Source organism: Bradyrhizobium sp. UFLA05-108 (assembly GCF_059803455.1).
In genome coordinates, this window is sequence record NZ_JBANAZ010000024.1 from 13,438 (window position 1) to 30,045 (window position 16,608).

The following is a 16,608-nucleotide window of genomic DNA, read 5'->3' on the forward strand; positions in this document are numbered from 1 at the left end:
GTTTCCGCGGCTGGCCTATCGTCCTGTCCATGCGATTGAAATCGAACATATGGGTGGCGGCGTACTTGCGCCGCTGCCAGACTGAAGGCGTGTTCGGCGCGGTGCGCCGGCGTGGTGCCGAGGAGGCTGGCGCGGTGTTCGTCAAGGTGTCGCTGCTTGACGGCAACGCGATGCTGTACGTGCCTGCTCCGCAGACTGTCTATGACGACGGCCGGCCGGTCGATCGCTTCTTCGTGCCGATGGCGCCGCAACCTCAGCCGGAAGCAGCGGTCGAGGAGCGGCTCACCAAGGAAATCCGCTTCGACCCCGACGCCTGGATCGTCGAGACCGAGGATCGCGCCGGGCGACATTTTCTGGAATTGGCACGCGCCTGAGATCTAGCGGTCCGATCCGCCGGTGCCTGTCCGCATCGGCGGGATCGCGCCGGGCTGCACTGCGGGTCGCGGCTGGCTCGCACTGCTGCGCGCGCGCTGGCGTTCGCCGTCATAGAGCGACGACTGATATTTTGCGCGCGTCACCGCCAGCGTCGAGCCGCGCCAGGCAGCGAGCATCACCAGTGCCGAGCGATCGCTGAGGCGGTCATAGAGCCGCGACAGCCGGTAGACGGTGTTGACCGACGTTCCGATCTCCGGCTTGAAGAACAGGAGAATGCGCTGGAAGTTGGGGCTCGGCATGTCGAGCGCGCGCGCCGCGACGGCAAGCGCTTCCCCGCCGGCATCGTCCACGATCTGCGCGGCGACGCGCGAGGGCAGGATCAGGCTCTCGCCGAGCTCTAGCGTGAAATTTTCGGTGTCCTCGGCATAGGCCGCCCATTCCAGCGTCTGGATTGCGCGCGTGGCACGCGCGGTCGGAATGCAGGGCGCAGCCTTCAGGGGAGTCTGAGCCAGATTGTGCAGGATCAATGCGCGCTCCGAGGCCGTGGCGCGAAAGAACATGTCGTGGATCTCAGCGGCGTCCTTTGGCTGCATCGCCATGTTCGCAGACATCCGCAGCTCCGCATCGGTCGGCGTGCGGGCCGGCGCGGGCGCTGCGGGCGGCGCGGAAATCTCGCGCGCCAGCGGAATTCTCCGACCCTCATGTGCTGGCAGGAGCCCGAGCTTCTGCATGATCGGCGCGGGTGTTGCAGGATAGATCGCAAGACGAGCCTTCACCGCGGCGCGCGTCGCATCGTCGACCTGGTCGATCAGCCGCGAGGCGAGCTCGACGAATTGCCGCTCCTCATCGCCGCCATGGCTCTTCGCCTGCACGTAAAGATCGGTCAGCACGCGCAAGAGCGTGGGGCGAATATCGACGCCTTCGCGACGGGACAGGGTAATGAGCCCGTCGAATGCTGGAAATAGCGGCTTGGTCATGAGGCGTACGCAACTCGAGAAAAATCGTCCGCGTCAGCCTATCGCGGGTTGTTTTAAAGGCTCGTTAAGGAAAACGAGGTGTGAAGCCGTTGCTGCGTTTTCAGCTGTTGTCGTGCTGCAACGGGACGGCGCGTTCTGCCCGTGTGGTTACGGTCCGGTTGGCGCGTTTACACCCCGTTAACCATGTGCTGATCTTAATGGCACCCATGTTGTGAGGACCGTTCGGTCGCGCGGCAATAGAAGAGAGCTGACATGGGGACCATCATTGAATTTCCGGCCGGTCGCCGGCTGGGCTCATCGGGGGATGTCGCTCCGCTCGCAGAGACGGGGAGGGTGTTGATCCTTCCCGTGATCCGCATCGAGCGTGAATCGGACGAGACCAGCGGCGGTCATGGACCGGCAGAGGGCACCGCGCCGGGGCGCCGCCGCCGGCGTCGCTAAAAGTCCGGCCTTCGTGCAATGCCGGACCCGCATCACAAGATCCGGTGTTTCGCATCGGCCCTGCTGCTCGCGCTGATCGGCGCGACACTCAGTGCCTGTAGCGGCGGCGATTTCGGCCGCACCCGCGAAGACATGCGCAGCGACGATATGCACCGCTGGCTGGGTGCCGAGGTGACGGGCAGCCTTGGTCTCAAGGCGTCGCAATTCCAGCTCACCGACGCGGAACGCCAGCTTCGCGACCTCGCCTATCCCATGATCGAGCCGCCGCTGTCGCGTCCCGCCTGGAAGAGCGTGTTCGGCGACTACAAGGCGCTGCCGTCACCCTGGCAGCAGAAAGTCGTGTTCGACCGCACCATGTACGGTCGCACCCTGATCGACGAGCCGCACCGCTCGCATTCCTCGCGCTATGCGCAGCTCATCGAGGACGTGCGCAACGACATCACCCGTTTTGAGCCATTCTTCGCCAGCGCGATCCGCGTCATCGATCTCGACAGGAAGCGCGATGCGAGCATGGCCCGCGTCTCCGAGCTGTCGCCGAGGGAGAAGGCGGATGCGGTCGCGCGCATGCAGGAGAACTCGCTGATCGTCCAGTGGGTGCAGCAATGCCTGGAGCAGCGCGTCTCGTCCTATCGCTGGGCGCTGGAGCGGCTGGTGATCCAGGCGCCCGACGGCATGGCGGCGGACGCCGACCGCCTGATCGGCGAGCTCGCCGCGCAGACTGCCAATCCGCCGGTCGCTGCCCAGCCGCCTTACGGCCGGGCGGTGACCGTGCGCGGCTAGGGCGAACCGGCCCGGTTCCGTCCGGGCGGTGACCCCCGACGGTGACCGAATGGCTGTGCGGCGCAGCAGCCGCGACCAGGGCCTTCTCGGACCTTCGTCGGATAGATTTGTGCTTGTCCCGCGAGCGCCGATATCGATAGATTGCATGCATTGGACGCGTTGATTTTTGACCATTTCTTTCAGCATGTGATCAGGGGCTCCGGCCATGTTCGAAAGTCATTTGAATCACCTGTCGCCGCTAGGTATCCGCAAACTCCTCGCAATCGGCGCTCTGCTGGCATCGACCGGCCCGGTATTCGCTCTCACGCAGGAAGCGGCGGTCGAGAACTGCCGGATGACGGTCGGCAAGCCGATCGTGCAGGCGTGCATGCGCGCGGGAGGCGGGCCGGCGGGCGGCGCCAATCTCGAGGCCTGTCGAGCCAAGGCCAAGCCGCAGGTCCATGCTTGCGTGCTCGCCGCCCTCAATGCCGCGAATGGCCGCGCCAATGTCGCGGTCGCGGCGCCCAAGGAGGAGGCGCCCAAGCTGGCGCCAGGAACGGCATTGCCCAAAGGCTTTGTGGCGCCGCCTCGTACGATCGCCGACATCACCTCGATCCTCGACAGCGAAAAGCCGAACGAGAAGCTGATCGCGGAGCTGAAGGCGGACGCGGATTCGACGCCCACGGGGAAGGAGTCACGCGAGGATCTCGCCCAGTTCTATTTCGACCGCGCCAATGCGCGCTCCCAGCTCGGGCGACTTGCCGAATCCACCGCCGACGCCAACAAGGCCGTGGAAGTGGGCCGCGGGGCCGTCAGCCCAAACATGATGGGGCGATTGTTGCAGTTGCAGTCGGTGCAATACGCCCTCGCAGGCGATCCCAAGCGCGCGCTGGAGATCATGCAACAGCTCTTGCGCCAGACGGCCAACGTGCCGGGCGCGAAAGGATATCAGTTCAACGCAAACCGTTCGGTCGCGTCCATTCTCCTCCAGATGGGCGATGTCGCGCAGGCCGAAGCCTATTTGCGTCGCAGCCTGACCGGGATTCAGGAAGCGCGCACCAGTGGGCTTCCGGGCTGGCGAGCGTCCTATGCAAAGTTCGGCCAGACCTGGGAGGGTGAAATCGAGATTACCCGCGGGATAATATTCGAGGCACGGGGGCAATTTGCCGAAGCCGAGGCCGCTTATCGCACCGCGGAGCTGCGCAAGAGCGCCGGTAACAAGGCAGTGTTGGAGTCGGAAAACCCGCCTGCAGAGACGCTCCTGCTGCAAGTTGTCGACGGCCTGGTGTTGAATCAGGCGCGCATGAAGGCGAGGCAGGGCAGACTGGCTGAAGCCGAGGTTGACGCGCGCCGGGCGCTCTTGGCACGGTTAAAGGACACCGGCAAATACAATCCGGTCACGCCGCGCTTCGTGATGGGCCTGGCCGGCATTCTGGTCGAGGAGGGCCGCTACGAGGAGGCCGAGCAACTCGGCCGCGTCGCCATCGAGATCAACAAGACGGTCGGCGTGCCCGAGGATTCGCAGGCTACCGTCGGGTTGCTCTCGCAGCTTGCCGGTATCCTGGCGCTGCGGCGGAAGGCGCCTGAAGCCAACGAGATGTACGCGAGGATCGACAAGGCGGTCGCCAATTGGGATCCGCAGCGCCGCCAGGTATTCGAGCTCAATCCGTCGCGCATCCTGTCGCTTTATGCCTCCGGCCAGGTCGACGCCGGCATCGCCGCGGCCGAGCAATTGGTGAAGAAGCAGGTCGCGCGGGTCGGCGAAAACCATTTCGACGCCGCCTCGGCACGCGGGACGCTGGCGATCGGCTTGATGCGGGCCCGCCGCGATGCGGACGCGATCCGCGAGTTCAAGGCCGCCATTCCTGTCATGATGTCGAATGCGCGTGAGAACGCCGACGACGAGAACACGACGGTTGTTGCCGCGCGCAGCCAGCGGCTGCAAGGGACCGTCGAAAATTATTTCCTCCTGCTCGCACGTGCCGAGGGAACCAGCAACGAGGTCGGCGAAGAGACCTTTGGCCTTGCCGACGCCATTCGCGGCCGGTCGGTGCAGCAGGCGCTTGCAGCCTCCAGCGCGCGTGCGGCGGCGAAGGACCCGGCGCTCGCCGATCTCGTGCGCAAGGAGCAGGACCTGACCAAGCAGGTCAATGCCCAGCTCGGCACGCTCAACAACGTACTCGCCATTCCCTCGGCCGATCGCGACGAGAAGGGCGTTCAGCAGATCCAGGCCTCGATCGCGGCGCTGCGCAGCGAGCGCGACAAGGCGCGCCAGGAGATCAAGCAGAAGTTTCCGTCTTACGCTGATCTGGTTTCGCCCAAGCCGCCGAGCGTCGCTGAAATCCGCGCGACGCTTTCCGAGAACGAGGCGATGCTGTCGTTCTATTTCGGCCAGAATGGCAGCTTCGTCTGGGCCGTCCCCAAGTCGGGTCCGGTGGCATTCGCCGCGATCAATGCCAGGATCGGCGACATTGAGACCAAGATCCGCAAGCTGCGCGAGGCGCTCGAGCCGCAGGCGGCGATGATCTCGGACATTCCGCCGTTCGACCTCAAGCTCGCCTATGAGCTTTACGAGCTCCTGCTCAAGCCGGTTGAAGGCGGCTGGAAGTCCGCAAAGAACCTGATCGTCGTCACCAACGGTGCGCTCGGCCTGCTGCCGCTTTCCTTGCTGCCGACCGCGCCTGCGGAGGTGGCGCAGGATGACGAGCCGCTGTTCGCCAGCTATCGCAACGTGCCATGGCTCGCGCGCACCCACGCGGTGACCACGGTGCCGTCGGCGGCCGCCTTGCGGACGCTGCGGCAGTTGCCGCCCGGCAAGCCCGGACGCAGCGAGCTGGTGGCGTTCGGCGATCCCTATTTCAACAGGGACCAGCAGGCCGAGGCGGAAGCTCCTGTTGCCAAGACCCAGGTTGCGGATGCCGGCGGCAACGTGACGCGCGGCATGCCCCTGAAGCGCCGCAACAGTCCGAAGCTCGAAGGCGTCGACAGCGCCGAGCTCGCGCTGCTGCCCCGGCTGCCCGATACTGCGGACGAGCTGAAGTCGATCGCGCTCGCCTTGCAGGCCGACCCGTCGAAGGTCTTGTTTCTCGGCAGCAAGGCGACGGAAAGCGCGGTCAAGACCATGAACCTCTCCGGCTTCAAGATCCTCGCCTTCGCGACCCACGGCCTCGTGCCGGGCGAGCTCAACGGCCTGACCCAGCCGGCGCTCGCACTGTCGTCGCCGGCGGTGACAGGCGAGGAGGGGGATGGCCTGCTGACTATGGAGGAGATCCTCGGCCTCAAGCTCGATGCGGACTGGGTCATCCTGTCGGCGTGCAACACGGGCGCGGGAGCCGGGGCGGGCGCCGAGGCGGCTTCGGGACTTGGCCGCGCGTTCTTCTATGCCGGCACGCGCGCGCTGCTGGTCACGAACTGGTCGGTGCATTCGCAATCGGCGCGGCAACTGGTGACCGACCTGTTCAAGCGACAGGCCGACGATCCGAAGATCGGGCGAAGCGAGGCGCTGCGCCAGGCGATGATGGCTCTCGTCGATGGGCCGGGTTATCTTAACGCCGAAGGCAAGACCGAATTCGCCTACGCGCATCCGTTGTTCTGGGCGCCGTACACGATCATCGGCGACGGCGGTGTGCGCTAGCGAAATGTGGTGCGTGGGAAGAAAGGGTTGAGTGAGGATGATGCGGAAGACGTTGCTCGGGCTCGTCGCGGCTGGCCTCTTGAGTTCAGGGGTCGCGCAAGCGACGCAATTGATCACGGAAGACGAAGCCAAGCTGCCGCCGCCAAAGGGGGCCATTGCGACCGACCGGCGCGGCATTTTGCGCGGTCCGAAGGTGGAAGTGGTCTCGCCCAGCGATGCGGTCAGCTCGCCGCTGCGGTTGCAACTCAAGTTCGAGTCCTTCGGAGGGGCCAAGATCGATCCTGATTCGGTCAAGGTGATCTTCCTGCGCTCGCCCAACGTGGACCTGACCGCGCGGGTCAAGCCGTTCATCCAGGCCGACGGCATCAACATGCAGGACGCCGAATTGCCCCCGGGCGAGTATTTGGTGCGGGTCGACATCAAGGACAGCGACGGCCGCCCCGGCACAGCCAGCTTCACCCTGAAGATCGCGCCGAAGTGAAGCGATGAAGTGTCCCTATTGCCGGTCGGAGAATGTCGAGAGCGCGCTGGTCTGCGCGTCCTGCGCGCGCGACATCGCCATTCCTCCCACGCTGATAGCCGAACGCGACGATCTCCTGCGCAAGCGGGACCAGCTTCGTGACGAGTTGCGGCGCGCCAGAGCCGAGATCGAGGCGATCATGACCCGCAGGAAGTCGCGCTGACGATGGAGTGTCCGTTCTGCGCCGAGACCATCAAGGATGAAGCCATCGCGTGCAAGCACTGCTCGCGCGATTTGCGTGTCGTGCGCCCGATGCTTGCCGAGATCGACGAGATCGTCACAGACCTCGACCGGCTCAGGCGCGATCTCGACCGCGTCGGTGCCAGGCTCGAGCGGTATAACAACCCCGTGCGGTATTTTGCGACCCACGCGGTTCTCTATGTCGTGATTCCCGCGCTGCTGCTGGTCACCACGCACGTCCTCGTCACCATCACCTTCAACATCTCGCCGCTGCCGCTCCGGCTGGCGTCGATCATCATACCTCTCCTGTTCGGGCTGATCGCCTATCCGCTGCACCGGGTCTCCCTGATCGGCGCGCTGGTGCTGGGTGTGCTGTGCGCGGCCCTCAGCATCCAGCTGATGCTGACGGTGACCGGCATTCACGACCGCGTCCCGATTCTTCCCGAAGTCTGGGTCGAGTGGCGTGAGGTCTTCGAGTATGGCGCGAGCATCCTGCTCGCCTTCCTGTCCGGCAACATCCTGGGCGTCGTGATCTTCCAGGTGTTGCCGCGGGTTCTGACGCAAGGCGGCAAGCCCAACGCCTTCGCGTTCAGGATCGCGCGCCTTCTCGGCCAGCACGTCGGCGAGGAGCAATTGCGCCGCCGGGCGCGCCTGATTCAGGACCTCATGCAGACCGTCGGTCCCCTCGTCGGCGTCGCCGCCACCGCGGTCGGCTCGATCTATGCGGGGTTGAAGGGGATCCTTGGATAGGGCGGCCTTTGACGGTTCTGGTCGGGGTGCAGTCTGCAAAGAGCAAACGCCTTCTCCAGGTACGATGGCACCTTGGATCGGGTTTGAAAGGTAACGGTAAGAAAAAAGGAAGCTGCTTGTAAAGCGGTTCGGACGGCCTGCTGGCATCTTCCGAAGACGTCGAACAAGAACAGCATGCGCCGCATGCCGATCTCGCATTGCGAGGGAGGTCATCATGAGGGGCTTGATTGCGCTGATAGGCGCCGCATGGTTACGACAGGCCGCCGCATCTACGCAGCCTGCCGTGTTGCGCGGCCTCACCAGCAAGGACCTCTGCGATATCGACACGAGGTGCGGTGAGATCGACTGCGTTACCTCTCAGCGATGCATCGCGCGCTCGCGTCATTCGACGGGCTGGCGCGACGGCACTACGGTTGCCGTGTTGTTGGTGCTCTGCACCGCGTGCATCCTCGGATCCACGAACGAGGCCAAGGCTCAATGCACCGCACGCGACGTGTTGCAGAGACAGTTGACGCTCAAGACGGCTCCCGTTGTCCCGAGACCGCCGAGTTCGGTGGCATCGGCTTCGGATGTTGCGGTGTGGAAGACGATAACAATCGGGACATTCTCGGATTCGTTCGCTCTTCTCAACGCCATGAGCGCGATCGGTTGCGGCGTCGGCGACTCGGCTGCGGCGGCTCTTGCTCGGCCGGCCTTTACCGTCAGTGGCACGAAAGCGGCGGCAGAGCTTCTGACGGTGTCGGCGGCCGAATTGGGCTTTCGGAGCGAGACCGTGTCGCTACGACAGATCTACGCACTCGCGCAGCAACTGGGCTTCGGTCTTGCACCGGCTGAAATTGCTCCGCAGCTCAGACTTCAATATTTGGACCAGCCTATCGGTGAGTTTCTCATCATTGGAATGAGGCCGATCCAGACATGGACAGGTGAAGCCGTCATCCTGACCGTGGCAAATGGCGGAGCAGGCCTCATCCTCATCGGCCAGGACGGTCGCGCGGACGCGGAAATACCAGTGACCTCTCGCTTCGTGTTCGAGCGCGTCCTGCCTATGGCACAGGTAGGCCTTGATATCGGCCCACCTGCTTTGGCCAATGACGATGCAAGCCCATACGCCGCGAAAGGGCAGAGTTGTTGCCGCTAGCGAAGCCTGAACCAACAACGAGTCGATGAAGACAAACGTTCATCGAGGTCGGATTGAGATTTGCTCCTCAAACGTCGCTCGATACATGCCTCTTGGATCTTTCACATCACTATGGAGGTAGTCCCATGCCGATCGTTCAGTTTACTCGCTTCAAAACCGACAAGCCCGAGGAAATGACCAAGATCGTCAGGCAGGCGAAGAAAATCTTCGAAAAACACGGTGCCGAATTTCTTCGGCTGTCCCGTTTCCACACCGGCCACTGGGCAGGAGAGTTGCTGGTGACGACGCGCTACGCCAATTGGGAAGTCTACGGCAAGGTGCAGGAGGCGGTGGCAAAGGACCCGGAGTTCGCGCAGGTAATGGCCGACGGAATGAAGATTGCCGAACTGCAGGGCCGTAACATCGCCGCTAGCATCGATCTGTAGTCGTCGGGGCGTCGCCCGGCGAACCACGTAAAGGGCGAAGGCCGCTGGACATGTTCCGGCGGCCTTTTTCAATTTCAGGGTAACCGTCGATGAAATGAATTTGCGTTGTTGTGCGGGAATCGAGCAAGAACCTTGTGGGTTTCTCCTCGATCGGAGACGAGTGCGTTCGCGCTGATGAAGAAAGTGAGTGAATCCGTCTGCTTCGTGGGTCGATTGGCTTGATTTGTCGGCGCTTGAATGCGTGAAGCGGTCATTCGGACGGCAATCATCACAATTTTTTCACGCCGGTGTCGCCGACGAAGCGATCATTTCTCTCCGCGGAAAACAAAACTGGTTTCGTTTCATTGACTGGACCGCGATCGCTTTTACGATCTGAAACGTCCAAGCGAGATCCTTCACCATGCGGCAATCCGATCCACCCGTCCTTCGCGAAGTAGCCTGGCTGACCTCGGCCTTGCGCGCGCCGTGCTGGGCTGAAGCGATGGCGGAGAGCTGTACCGCCGGGATCCGTACACCGCGGACCATCTAGCCGGCGACGCGATCCCCCGGGAATAAAAGCCAGGACATCATCCATTATTCTCCGCGCATGCGATCTGCGCATGGCGGAGCTTTGTCTGAAATTAGCAACTAGAGAGTACAATCATGAGCAATGCGACCACCATCGATAACGTCATTCCGCGCGCTGATATCATCAAGCGCGCGGCCAGAATCGGGGCTGAGATCAGGAACATCAAGCTGTCCGGCGATCTGTCCGATGACGTCATTCGCTCCATCAATCAGGTGCTGCTCGAGAACAAGGTCATATTCTTCCGCGACCAGGGACATCTCGACGATGCCGAGCAGGAGCGCTTTGCTGCCAGGCTCGGAAACCTCGTGCCGCATCCGACGGTTGGTGCGAGCAAAGGTACCGCGTCGATCCTGGAGCTGGATTCGGGCCGCGGCGGCGGCCGTGCCGACGAGTGGCATACGGACGTGACTTTCGTCGACGCCTATCCAAAGATCTCGGTGCTGCGCGGTGTTGTGATCCCACCGTATGGCGGCGATACCCTCTGGTCGAACACGGCAGCGGCCTATCTCGACCTGCCGGCGCCGCTGCGCAAGCTTGCCGACGAGCTCTGGGCCGTCCACAGCAACGCCTATGATTACGCCGCGAAGGTGCGCGCGACGGAGGCGGACAGGAAGCGCTTCGACGAAGTGTTCACCGGCACCGTCTACGAGACGGAGCATCCGGTGGTGCGCGTCCACCCCGAGACCGGCGAGCGCACGCTGGTGCTTGGCAATTTTCTCCAGCGTTTCGTTGGGCTGCCGAAATATGACGGCCAAAAACTGTTCGACCTGTTCCAGTCTCACGTCACGGCGCCGGAAAACACTGTGCGCTGGAATTGGCGGGTCGGTGACGTTGCGATCTGGGACAACCGCGCGACCCAACACTACGCGGTCAACGACTATGGGGATCAGCATCGCGTCGTTCGCCGAGCCACCATCGATGGCGAGGTCCCGCTCAGCGTCGATGGCCGTCGCAGCGTGACGCGGGTCAAGACGCTGAAACCGCAGACAGCGAAGGCCGCCTGATCCAGCTTCACTGACAGGATTTGACAGAATGAACTCCCTGTTCCGATTTGTTCGCGCGCGGCACCTCGCCGCGCGCAAGGCCGCGGGATTGCTGCTGGCCGGCACCCTGACCTTGGGCTTTGCGGCCTCCGCCTTCGCTGAGCCGCCGCTCGAAACGACCGAGATCCGCTACCAGGGTTGGGTCGGCCAAGTGACCTTTATCGAACTGGCTGACGACTTGGGTTACCTCGCCCCGCTCAAGCTCAAATGGGTCGGAAACACCATCAGCGGTCCCCAGGACATCCAGACCGTGGTCACCGGCGATATCGACATAGGCGGCGCATTCTATGGCTCGGTGATCAAGCTGATCGCGGCAAAAGCGCCGATCAAGGCAGTCGTCGGCTATTACGGATCCGATGACTCCACCCACCTCGGCTACTACGTGAAGGAGGACAGCCCGATCGGGACGGCGCGCGACCTGATCGGCAAGAAGGTCGCGGTCAACACGCTCGGCGCTCATCACGAATTCGCATTGCGTGAGTATCTGGCCCGCAACGGCCTGACGCCGGCGGAGGCGAAGCAGGTGACGCTGGTCGCAATTCCGCCGGTTGCCGGCGAGCAGGCATTGCGCCAAGGGCAGGTCGAAGTGACCACGCTGAACGGTGTGTCGCGCGACAAGGCAGTTGAACGCGGTGGCATACGCAGGCTATTTGCCGACACCGACCTGTTTGGCAATTTCACGGGCGGCGCCTATGTCCTGCGGAACAAATTCATCAAGGACAATCCCAACGCCTCCCGCAAACTGATCGAAGGCGTGTCGCGCGCCATCGCATGGGCGCAGGCGACGCCGCCGGAAGAGGTCCGCGCCCGCTTCGAACGCATCATTGCCGAGCGCAAACGGAATGAGGACGCCACTCCGATCAAATATTGGAAGAGCACCGGTGTTGCGTCCAAGGGCGGCGTCATTGGTGATGCCGAGCTGCAGGTGTGGATCGATTGGTTGGTCAGGGATGGCCTTCTCAAACCCGATCAGCTCAAACCGTCGGATATCTACACCAACGAGTTGAATTACTTCCGTCCGGGAAAGACGGCGGAGGCGCGATGAGCCAAGTCGAAACCAGCCCGGTCAAGATCAGCTTCGAGCATGTCCGTAAGGAATTCGTGACGCGAGGTGAGGGGGGCGGTCCGGCGGACCGCTTCACCGCCCTGGAAGACATCACACTCGACGTTCGCGCAGGCGAGTTCCTGGCGCTGGTCGGCCCGAGTGGCTGCGGGAAATCGACGTTGCTCGATTTGCTGAGTGGGCTGACGACACCGACCAGCGGCCGCATCCTGCTCGACGGGCGGCCGATCACCGGGCCCGGCCGCGACCGCGGCATCGTGTTCCAGCAATACGCTTTGTTTCCCTGGCGTACCGCCGTGGAAAACGTCGAGTTCGGACTCGATATCGCCGGGCTCAAGGCGCAGCAGCGGCGTGAGATCGCGCGGCACTTCCTCGATCTCGTCGGCTTGTCCGGCTTTGCCGGCCGCTATCCGCACGAACTGTCCGGTGGCATGAAGCAGCGCGTCGCGATCGCGCGAAGCCTCGCCTACGATCCGGAGGTGTTGCTGATGGACGAGCCGTTTGCTGCGCTTGACGCGCAGACGCGCGAGACGTTGCAGGGCGAACTTTTGCGGATCTGGCGCGCCACGGGCAAGACCATCGTCTTCATCACTCACGGCATCGACGAGGCCGTAGTGTTGGGCCAGCGCGTAGCGGTGATGACGTCACGCCCGGGCCGGATCAAGCAGGTTATCGAGGTTCCGGCCTCGCTGCGCAGCGAGGCCGACGACGTGCGCTCGCTGCCGGAGTTCGGCCATGTGCGGCACGAGGTCTGGAACCTGCTTCGCGAAGAAGTGCAGAAGGCCCAGCAAGGACAATTGAGCGGCGTTGTCTCAAAGCCTCGTGTCGAACGTGAAGTGAAGGAGGTTGCTCATGTCTAGCCTTGAGACGCTGACGCTGCTGGAGCTTGCGCACGGGCGTCCACAATCCGGTGCGGACCAGCGGTCGTCGTCGAGCGTCAATCGTCTCAGCGCAGTCGCGCGCGCGCTGTCTGGGTTCGGACAACGCTCCTTGTTGCTCATCATCTTGTTGTCGGTGTGGGAGGCCGCCCCAAGACTCGGCTTGATCGACCCGGTATTCCTGCCGCCGTTCTCGGAGGTGATCGCCGCGGGCTGGCAGCTCGCGCAAAGCGGCGAACTCTATGACGACGTGTCGGCGAGCTTGCTGCGCGCGTTGAGTGGATTTCTGATCTCGGTTGCGTTGATCGTCCCACTTGGCCTCGCCGTTGGCTGGTATGCCCGGCTTGGCAATCTCCTGAAGCAGTTCATCGAGATGTGCCGCAATACGGCACCGTTGGCGCTGCTGCCGGTGTTCATCCTGCTGCTCGGAATCGGCGAGATGTCGAAGATCACCATGGTGATCTATAGCTGCGCCTGGCCGCTCCTGCTCAACACCATCGCTGCGGTGAAGCAGGTCGATCCGCTCCTCATCAAGTCGGCGCGGACGATGGGCGCGACGCCGCAGCAACTGTTCCGCAAGGTGATCTTTCCGGCGGCGCTTCTGACCATCTTCGTCGGCATTCGCCTCGCCAGCGCCTCCGCCATGCTGGTGCTGGTCGCCTCCGAGATGGTCGGTGCCAAGGCGGGGCTTGGCTATCTCATCATCAACAGCCAGTACAGTTTTCTGATCCCGCAGATGTATTTCGGCATCCTCGGCATCACGACCATCGGGCTCGCGTTCAATGCTGTCCTCGAGGCTCTGGAGCAGCGCTTCATGCGGTGGAAGGCGCCAGTCACGGCATGAGGGTGCAGTCCGGTTGCAACCGTATAAGCTGGAGACGTGATCGATGACCAACCAACTCCACCGCGCCGAGCGCAGGTCCGCGCCGGCCGGATCCGTTGAATATGATGCCGACGTGCTGGTGCTCGGCGGTGGCCCGGCTGGCACCTGGGCTGCGGTGAGCGCGGCCGAGCGCGGCGCGCGGGTGGTGCTTGCCGACAAGGGATTTTGCGGCACGTCGGGCGCCACGGCGGCGGCCGGCACCGGCGTCTGGTACGTCGACCCCGTGCCGGCGCAGCGCGAGGCGGCGATGGCCAGCCGCGAGAAACTCGGCGGCTATCTCCAGGATCGCCGCTGGATGGCTCGCACGCTGGATCTCACCTATCAGCAGAGCAATCGCCTCGCCGAATGGGGCTATCCCTATCCGGTGGATGATCGCGGCAAGTCGCAGCGCAACTCGTTGCAAGGTCCGGAATATATGCGGCTGATGCGCAAGCGGACCAAGCAAGCCGGCGTCACCATTCTCGATCACAGCCCGGCGCTCGAATTGCTGGTGGATGATGCCGGCGCCGTTGCCGGCGCGAGCGGCTTGCGCCGGCAAAAGCAGGATCGCTGGACAGTGCGCGCCAAGGCGGTGGTGATCGCGACCGGTGGCTGTGCGTTCCTGAGCAAGACTCTGGGATCGAACGTGCTGACCGGCGACGGCTATCTGATGGCCGCGGAAGTCGGTGCCGAGTTCAGCAGCATGGAGTTCTCCAACCCTTACGCGATCTCGCCGGCGTTCGGCTCGGTGACCAAGACGCTGTTTTACGGCTGGGCCACCTTCACCTATGAGGATGGCAGCTTGGTTCCTGGCGCAGCGTCCAAGGGCGGGCGATCGGCGATTGCCCGCGCGCTGCTTCAGGGCCCGGTCTATGCCCGGCTCGACAAGGCTGACGAGGACGTGCAGCGGCACATGCGCGTGTCGCAGCCGAACTTCTTCCTGCCGTTCGACCGCACCGGTATCGACCCGTTCAGGGAGAGTTTTGCCGTGACGTTGCGGCTGGAAGGGACCGTTCGCGGCACCGGCGGCCTGCGCATCGTCGACGACACCTGCGCCACCAGCGTGCCGGGACTCTATGCGGCGGGCGATGCGGCCACGCGCGAACTGATCTGCGGCGGTTTCACTGGCGGCGGCAGCCACAATGCCGCCTGGGCGATGTCGTCGGGGACCCTTGCCGGGCAGGGCGCCGCGGCGTACGCGCGGCAGGCTGGTACGGCGGCCGCGCGAAAACTATCGTCAGCGGGAATGGTCGGTTTTCGCAGCCGCTCGCGGCGCGCGTTCGAACCGGCGGCGCTGGCGAGGGCCGTCCAGGATGAAGTCTTCCCGTATGAGCTGAACTATTTCCGCGAGGCTTCGCGGCTGGATGGAGCGCTGGCGCGCCTCGACGCCGCATGGCGCGACGCATCGGAAGCTGACGCCGCCGGCGCGGCCGACGTGCTGCGCGCGCGTGAAAGCACAGCGATGCTTGCGACCGCGCGGTGGATGTATCGCAGCGCGCTCGCGCGTCAGGAAAGCCGCGGCATGCATCGCCGCGACGATTTCCCCGATCAGGATCACCGGCAACGCCACTACGTGACGACGGGCGGTCTCGACGAGGTCTGGACCGCGGTCCGGCCGCATGCCGAGGCCTTTGCGGAGGCCGCGGAATGATCGAGGTCATCGATACCGAACGCTGCACGTCCTGCGACATCTGCGTCAACGTGTGCCCGACCAACGTGTTCGACAAGACCGACGACGTTCCGGTGATCGCGCGGCAGGGCGATTGCCAGACCTGCTTCCTCTGCGAGCTCTATTGTCCCGAGGACGCGCTTTACGTCTCGCCTTTCGCGGATGAGAGCCAGCAAGTCGACCTCGTTGCGCTCAAGCAGGCGGACGCGCTGGGCAGCTATCGCCGCGCCGTCGGCTGGACCGATGACACCAGGAGCCGCCGGAGCGGTGACCGCAGCTATCTCCTCTTCGGGCATTGAGCGGGCTCAACCTGCGCCGGCCGATACGCGATCGATTCACAACCGGAGTGGCGGCCGCTCTTGCTACAAAGCGGCCCATCCGCCCGAAACCTCATGTCTCAGAAGGGATGCTTGCGGGAGAATGGGATTGTTAAACTTTAGCGCTTGTTCGAATGAACTTTCGTGGGAATCACTAGCGCAAAATCAATGCATCATTGGTGCGATTCTATAGATAACTTGTAAACGTTCCGACCGAATTTGTCGCCGCGCTCCCTACCAACGACTGGACGGCGGAGCTGGATGGATGCCATTTTTTCCTGGCTGGTGGGATCCGCGCACCTTCATCCCAGGAGGGGTGGCGAGCGGAACCAAGGCAGAGACGTTTGAAGTTGCTGCGTTAGTGTCACGGGGGATCGCGATGATGAGGCGAGCAATCCCAGCTTTTGTAGCATTGATTGCGCTCAGCCAAACGGCCACAGCTGGTGTCTCTTGCGCCGTGGTACGTTTCTATGTCGCCAAATACTCGGAAGCGGCAGCTGAGACGTGGGCACGAAGTCACGGCGCCAGCGATGCCGAAATCGAAACGGCGCGTCGTTGTCTGCATCATAGCGCAAACGTGCAGACTGCAAGCTCGGCTGCGAGGTCACAGGTGCTCATTCCTGTAACCGAGCAGGAGCGCGCCCGGCGCGAACCAAATGAACGCGATCCAGATCAGGAAGTGAAGCTCGTCGTACCTGTGCAGGATCAGCGCGCCGCCCCCGAGACGGATAGTCACGACGACGAACCACGCGTGCACGGCGTCATCCGGCCGAAGGATGAGGATCCTTCGGCCGGGCATGTGAGCGACGAGGCCAATGGTCCCTCCGATAGAAGGACTACCACAGTGCGTCCACGCTATGTGGGCTCTGTGCATCGCGCCGACGGTAGGGGAGGGACGGGCCATGTGGCATGGTTCAAACGACTCTGGGGTCACCTGGTTGGGCCGCGCCGATCCAGCATCGCCCTTTTTGCATTTCCTCGTTGGGGATCGAATAAGGTACGGCCTCAT

Annotated in this window: 17 protein-coding genes and 1 pseudogene; 16 read left to right on the forward strand and 2 right to left on the reverse strand. The window is 63.5% G+C overall.

The features are described from left to right. The first annotated feature begins 29 nt into the window (after nucleotides 1-29). On the forward strand, nucleotides 30-374 hold the full coding sequence (locus SO140_RS18875) for a DUF1491 family protein (protein WP_449383828.1): 345 nt from the start codon (nucleotides 30-32) through the stop codon (nucleotides 372-374). Between the two features lie 3 nt (nucleotides 375-377). Here SO140_RS18875 and SO140_RS18880 read toward each other — a convergent pair whose 3' ends face one another. After that, nucleotides 378-1,352, reverse strand: a complete 975-nt coding sequence (locus SO140_RS18880; RefSeq protein WP_498539842.1) for a DUF2336 domain-containing protein — start codon at nucleotides 1,350-1,352, stop codon at nucleotides 378-380. 252 nt (nucleotides 1,353-1,604) lie between these two features. Between SO140_RS18880 and SO140_RS18885 the strand changes: the two genes are divergently transcribed. The 15 genes and pseudogenes from SO140_RS18885 to SO140_RS18955 all read left to right on the forward strand — a co-directional run. After that, the gene (locus SO140_RS18885) at nucleotides 1,605-1,793 is read left to right on the forward strand and encodes a hypothetical protein (RefSeq protein WP_449383826.1); all 189 of its coding nucleotides are present in this window, start codon (nucleotides 1,605-1,607) and stop codon (nucleotides 1,791-1,793) included. An 18-nt stretch (nucleotides 1,794-1,811) separates the two neighbouring features. After that, nucleotides 1,812-2,573, forward strand: a complete 762-nt coding sequence (locus SO140_RS18890; RefSeq protein WP_449383825.1) for a hypothetical protein — start codon at nucleotides 1,812-1,814, stop codon at nucleotides 2,571-2,573. A gap of 205 nt (nucleotides 2,574-2,778) precedes the next feature. Next, complete coding sequence (locus tag SO140_RS18895; RefSeq protein ID WP_449383824.1) at nucleotides 2,779-6,186, forward strand: CHAT domain-containing protein; 3,408 nt, start codon at nucleotides 2,779-2,781, stop codon at nucleotides 6,184-6,186. A gap of 40 nt (nucleotides 6,187-6,226) precedes the next feature. Continuing rightward, the gene (locus tag SO140_RS18900) at nucleotides 6,227-6,667 is read left to right on the forward strand and encodes a hypothetical protein (protein WP_449383823.1); all 441 of its coding nucleotides are present in this window, start codon (nucleotides 6,227-6,229) and stop codon (nucleotides 6,665-6,667) included. A 4-nt stretch (nucleotides 6,668-6,671) separates the two neighbouring features. Continuing rightward, nucleotides 6,672-6,869, forward strand: coding sequence for a hypothetical protein (locus SO140_RS18905; RefSeq protein WP_449383822.1), 198 nt, complete (start codon nucleotides 6,672-6,674; stop codon nucleotides 6,867-6,869). Between the two features lie 2 nt (nucleotides 6,870-6,871). Next, the gene (locus SO140_RS18910) at nucleotides 6,872-7,636 is read left to right on the forward strand and encodes a hypothetical protein (RefSeq protein ID WP_449383821.1); all 765 of its coding nucleotides are present in this window, start codon (nucleotides 6,872-6,874) and stop codon (nucleotides 7,634-7,636) included. Nucleotides 7,637-8,213: 577 nt separating this feature from the next. Then, nucleotides 8,214-8,774 (forward strand): hypothetical protein, encoded by a 561-nt coding sequence (locus SO140_RS18915; RefSeq protein WP_498542926.1) that lies wholly within the window; start codon nucleotides 8,214-8,216, stop codon nucleotides 8,772-8,774. 125 nt (nucleotides 8,775-8,899) lie between these two features. Continuing rightward, nucleotides 8,900-9,199 carry a hypothetical protein gene (locus SO140_RS18920; RefSeq protein WP_449383820.1) on the forward strand — a complete coding sequence of 100 codons (300 nt, stop codon included), beginning with the start codon at nucleotides 8,900-8,902 and terminating at the stop codon, nucleotides 9,197-9,199. A 642-nt stretch (nucleotides 9,200-9,841) separates the two neighbouring features. Further along, complete coding sequence (locus tag SO140_RS18925; protein ID WP_449383819.1) at nucleotides 9,842-10,771, forward strand: TauD/TfdA dioxygenase family protein; 930 nt, start codon at nucleotides 9,842-9,844, stop codon at nucleotides 10,769-10,771. 28 nt (nucleotides 10,772-10,799) lie between these two features. Continuing rightward, nucleotides 10,800-11,855 (forward strand): ABC transporter substrate-binding protein, encoded by a 1,056-nt coding sequence (locus tag SO140_RS18930; protein WP_498542927.1) that lies wholly within the window; start codon nucleotides 10,800-10,802, stop codon nucleotides 11,853-11,855. Next, the gene (locus tag SO140_RS18935; RefSeq protein WP_498542928.1) at nucleotides 11,852-12,733 is read left to right on the forward strand and encodes an ABC transporter ATP-binding protein; all 882 of its coding nucleotides are present in this window, start codon (nucleotides 11,852-11,854) and stop codon (nucleotides 12,731-12,733) included. The genes SO140_RS18930 and SO140_RS18935 overlap by 4 nt, the downstream gene beginning before the upstream one ends. Continuing rightward, a complete protein-coding gene (locus tag SO140_RS18940) occupies nucleotides 12,726-13,595 on the forward strand; it encodes an ABC transporter permease (RefSeq protein WP_498539844.1) in 870 nt (289 codons plus the stop codon). Before SO140_RS18935 ends, SO140_RS18940 begins: the two co-directional genes overlap by 8 nt. A 43-nt stretch (nucleotides 13,596-13,638) precedes the next feature. After that, nucleotides 13,639-15,264: an FAD-dependent oxidoreductase gene (locus SO140_RS18945; RefSeq protein WP_498542929.1), complete on the forward strand. Its 1,626-nt coding sequence runs from the start codon at nucleotides 13,639-13,641 to the stop codon at nucleotides 15,262-15,264. After that, nucleotides 15,261-15,581 (forward strand): 4Fe-4S binding protein, encoded by a 321-nt coding sequence (locus SO140_RS18950; protein ID WP_449381454.1) that lies wholly within the window; start codon nucleotides 15,261-15,263, stop codon nucleotides 15,579-15,581. Before SO140_RS18945 ends, SO140_RS18950 begins: the two co-directional genes overlap by 4 nt. Before the next feature lie 397 nt (nucleotides 15,582-15,978). Then, nucleotides 15,979-16,161, forward strand: a pseudogene (locus SO140_RS18955) (hypothetical protein); the annotation flags it as partial. Between the two features lie 42 nt (nucleotides 16,162-16,203). Here the strand turns inward: SO140_RS18955 and SO140_RS18960 are convergent. Continuing rightward, complete coding sequence (locus SO140_RS18960) at nucleotides 16,204-16,356, reverse strand: hypothetical protein (protein WP_498542951.1); 153 nt, start codon at nucleotides 16,354-16,356, stop codon at nucleotides 16,204-16,206. Between the last annotated feature and the right edge of the window lie 252 nt (nucleotides 16,357-16,608).

Excerpts from the sequence above, each read along its gene's own strand:
- SO140_RS18880 (WP_498539842.1), bottom strand. The coding sequence starts at position 1,352 with ATGACCAAGCCGCTATTTCCAGCATTCGACGGGCTCATTACCCTGTCC.
- SO140_RS18910 (WP_449383821.1), top strand. The coding sequence starts at position 6,872 with ATGGAGTGTCCGTTCTGCGCCGAGACCATCAAGGATGAAGCCATCGCG.
- SO140_RS18935 (WP_498542928.1), top strand. The coding sequence starts at position 11,852 with ATGAGCCAAGTCGAAACCAGCCCGGTCAAGATCAGCTTCGAGCATGTC.
- SO140_RS18945 (WP_498542929.1), top strand. The coding sequence starts at position 13,639 with ATGACCAACCAACTCCACCGCGCCGAGCGCAGGTCCGCGCCGGCCGGA.
- SO140_RS18885 (WP_449383826.1), top strand. The coding sequence starts at position 1,605 with ATGGGGACCATCATTGAATTTCCGGCCGGTCGCCGGCTGGGCTCATCG.
- SO140_RS18925 (WP_449383819.1), top strand. The coding sequence starts at position 9,842 with ATGAGCAATGCGACCACCATCGATAACGTCATTCCGCGCGCTGATATC.
- SO140_RS18905 (WP_449383822.1), top strand. The coding sequence starts at position 6,672 with ATGAAGTGTCCCTATTGCCGGTCGGAGAATGTCGAGAGCGCGCTGGTC.
- SO140_RS18950 (WP_449381454.1), top strand. The coding sequence starts at position 15,261 with ATGATCGAGGTCATCGATACCGAACGCTGCACGTCCTGCGACATCTGC.
- SO140_RS18895 (WP_449383824.1), top strand. The coding sequence starts at position 2,779 with ATGTTCGAAAGTCATTTGAATCACCTGTCGCCGCTAGGTATCCGCAAA.
- SO140_RS18900 (WP_449383823.1), top strand. The coding sequence starts at position 6,227 with ATGCGGAAGACGTTGCTCGGGCTCGTCGCGGCTGGCCTCTTGAGTTCA.
- SO140_RS18875 (WP_449383828.1), top strand. The coding sequence starts at position 30 with ATGCGATTGAAATCGAACATATGGGTGGCGGCGTACTTGCGCCGCTGC.
- SO140_RS18930 (WP_498542927.1), top strand. The coding sequence starts at position 10,800 with ATGAACTCCCTGTTCCGATTTGTTCGCGCGCGGCACCTCGCCGCGCGC.
- SO140_RS18920 (WP_449383820.1), top strand. The coding sequence starts at position 8,900 with ATGCCGATCGTTCAGTTTACTCGCTTCAAAACCGACAAGCCCGAGGAA.
- SO140_RS18890 (WP_449383825.1), top strand. The coding sequence starts at position 1,812 with ATGCCGGACCCGCATCACAAGATCCGGTGTTTCGCATCGGCCCTGCTG.
- SO140_RS18940 (WP_498539844.1), top strand. The coding sequence starts at position 12,726 with ATGTCTAGCCTTGAGACGCTGACGCTGCTGGAGCTTGCGCACGGGCGT.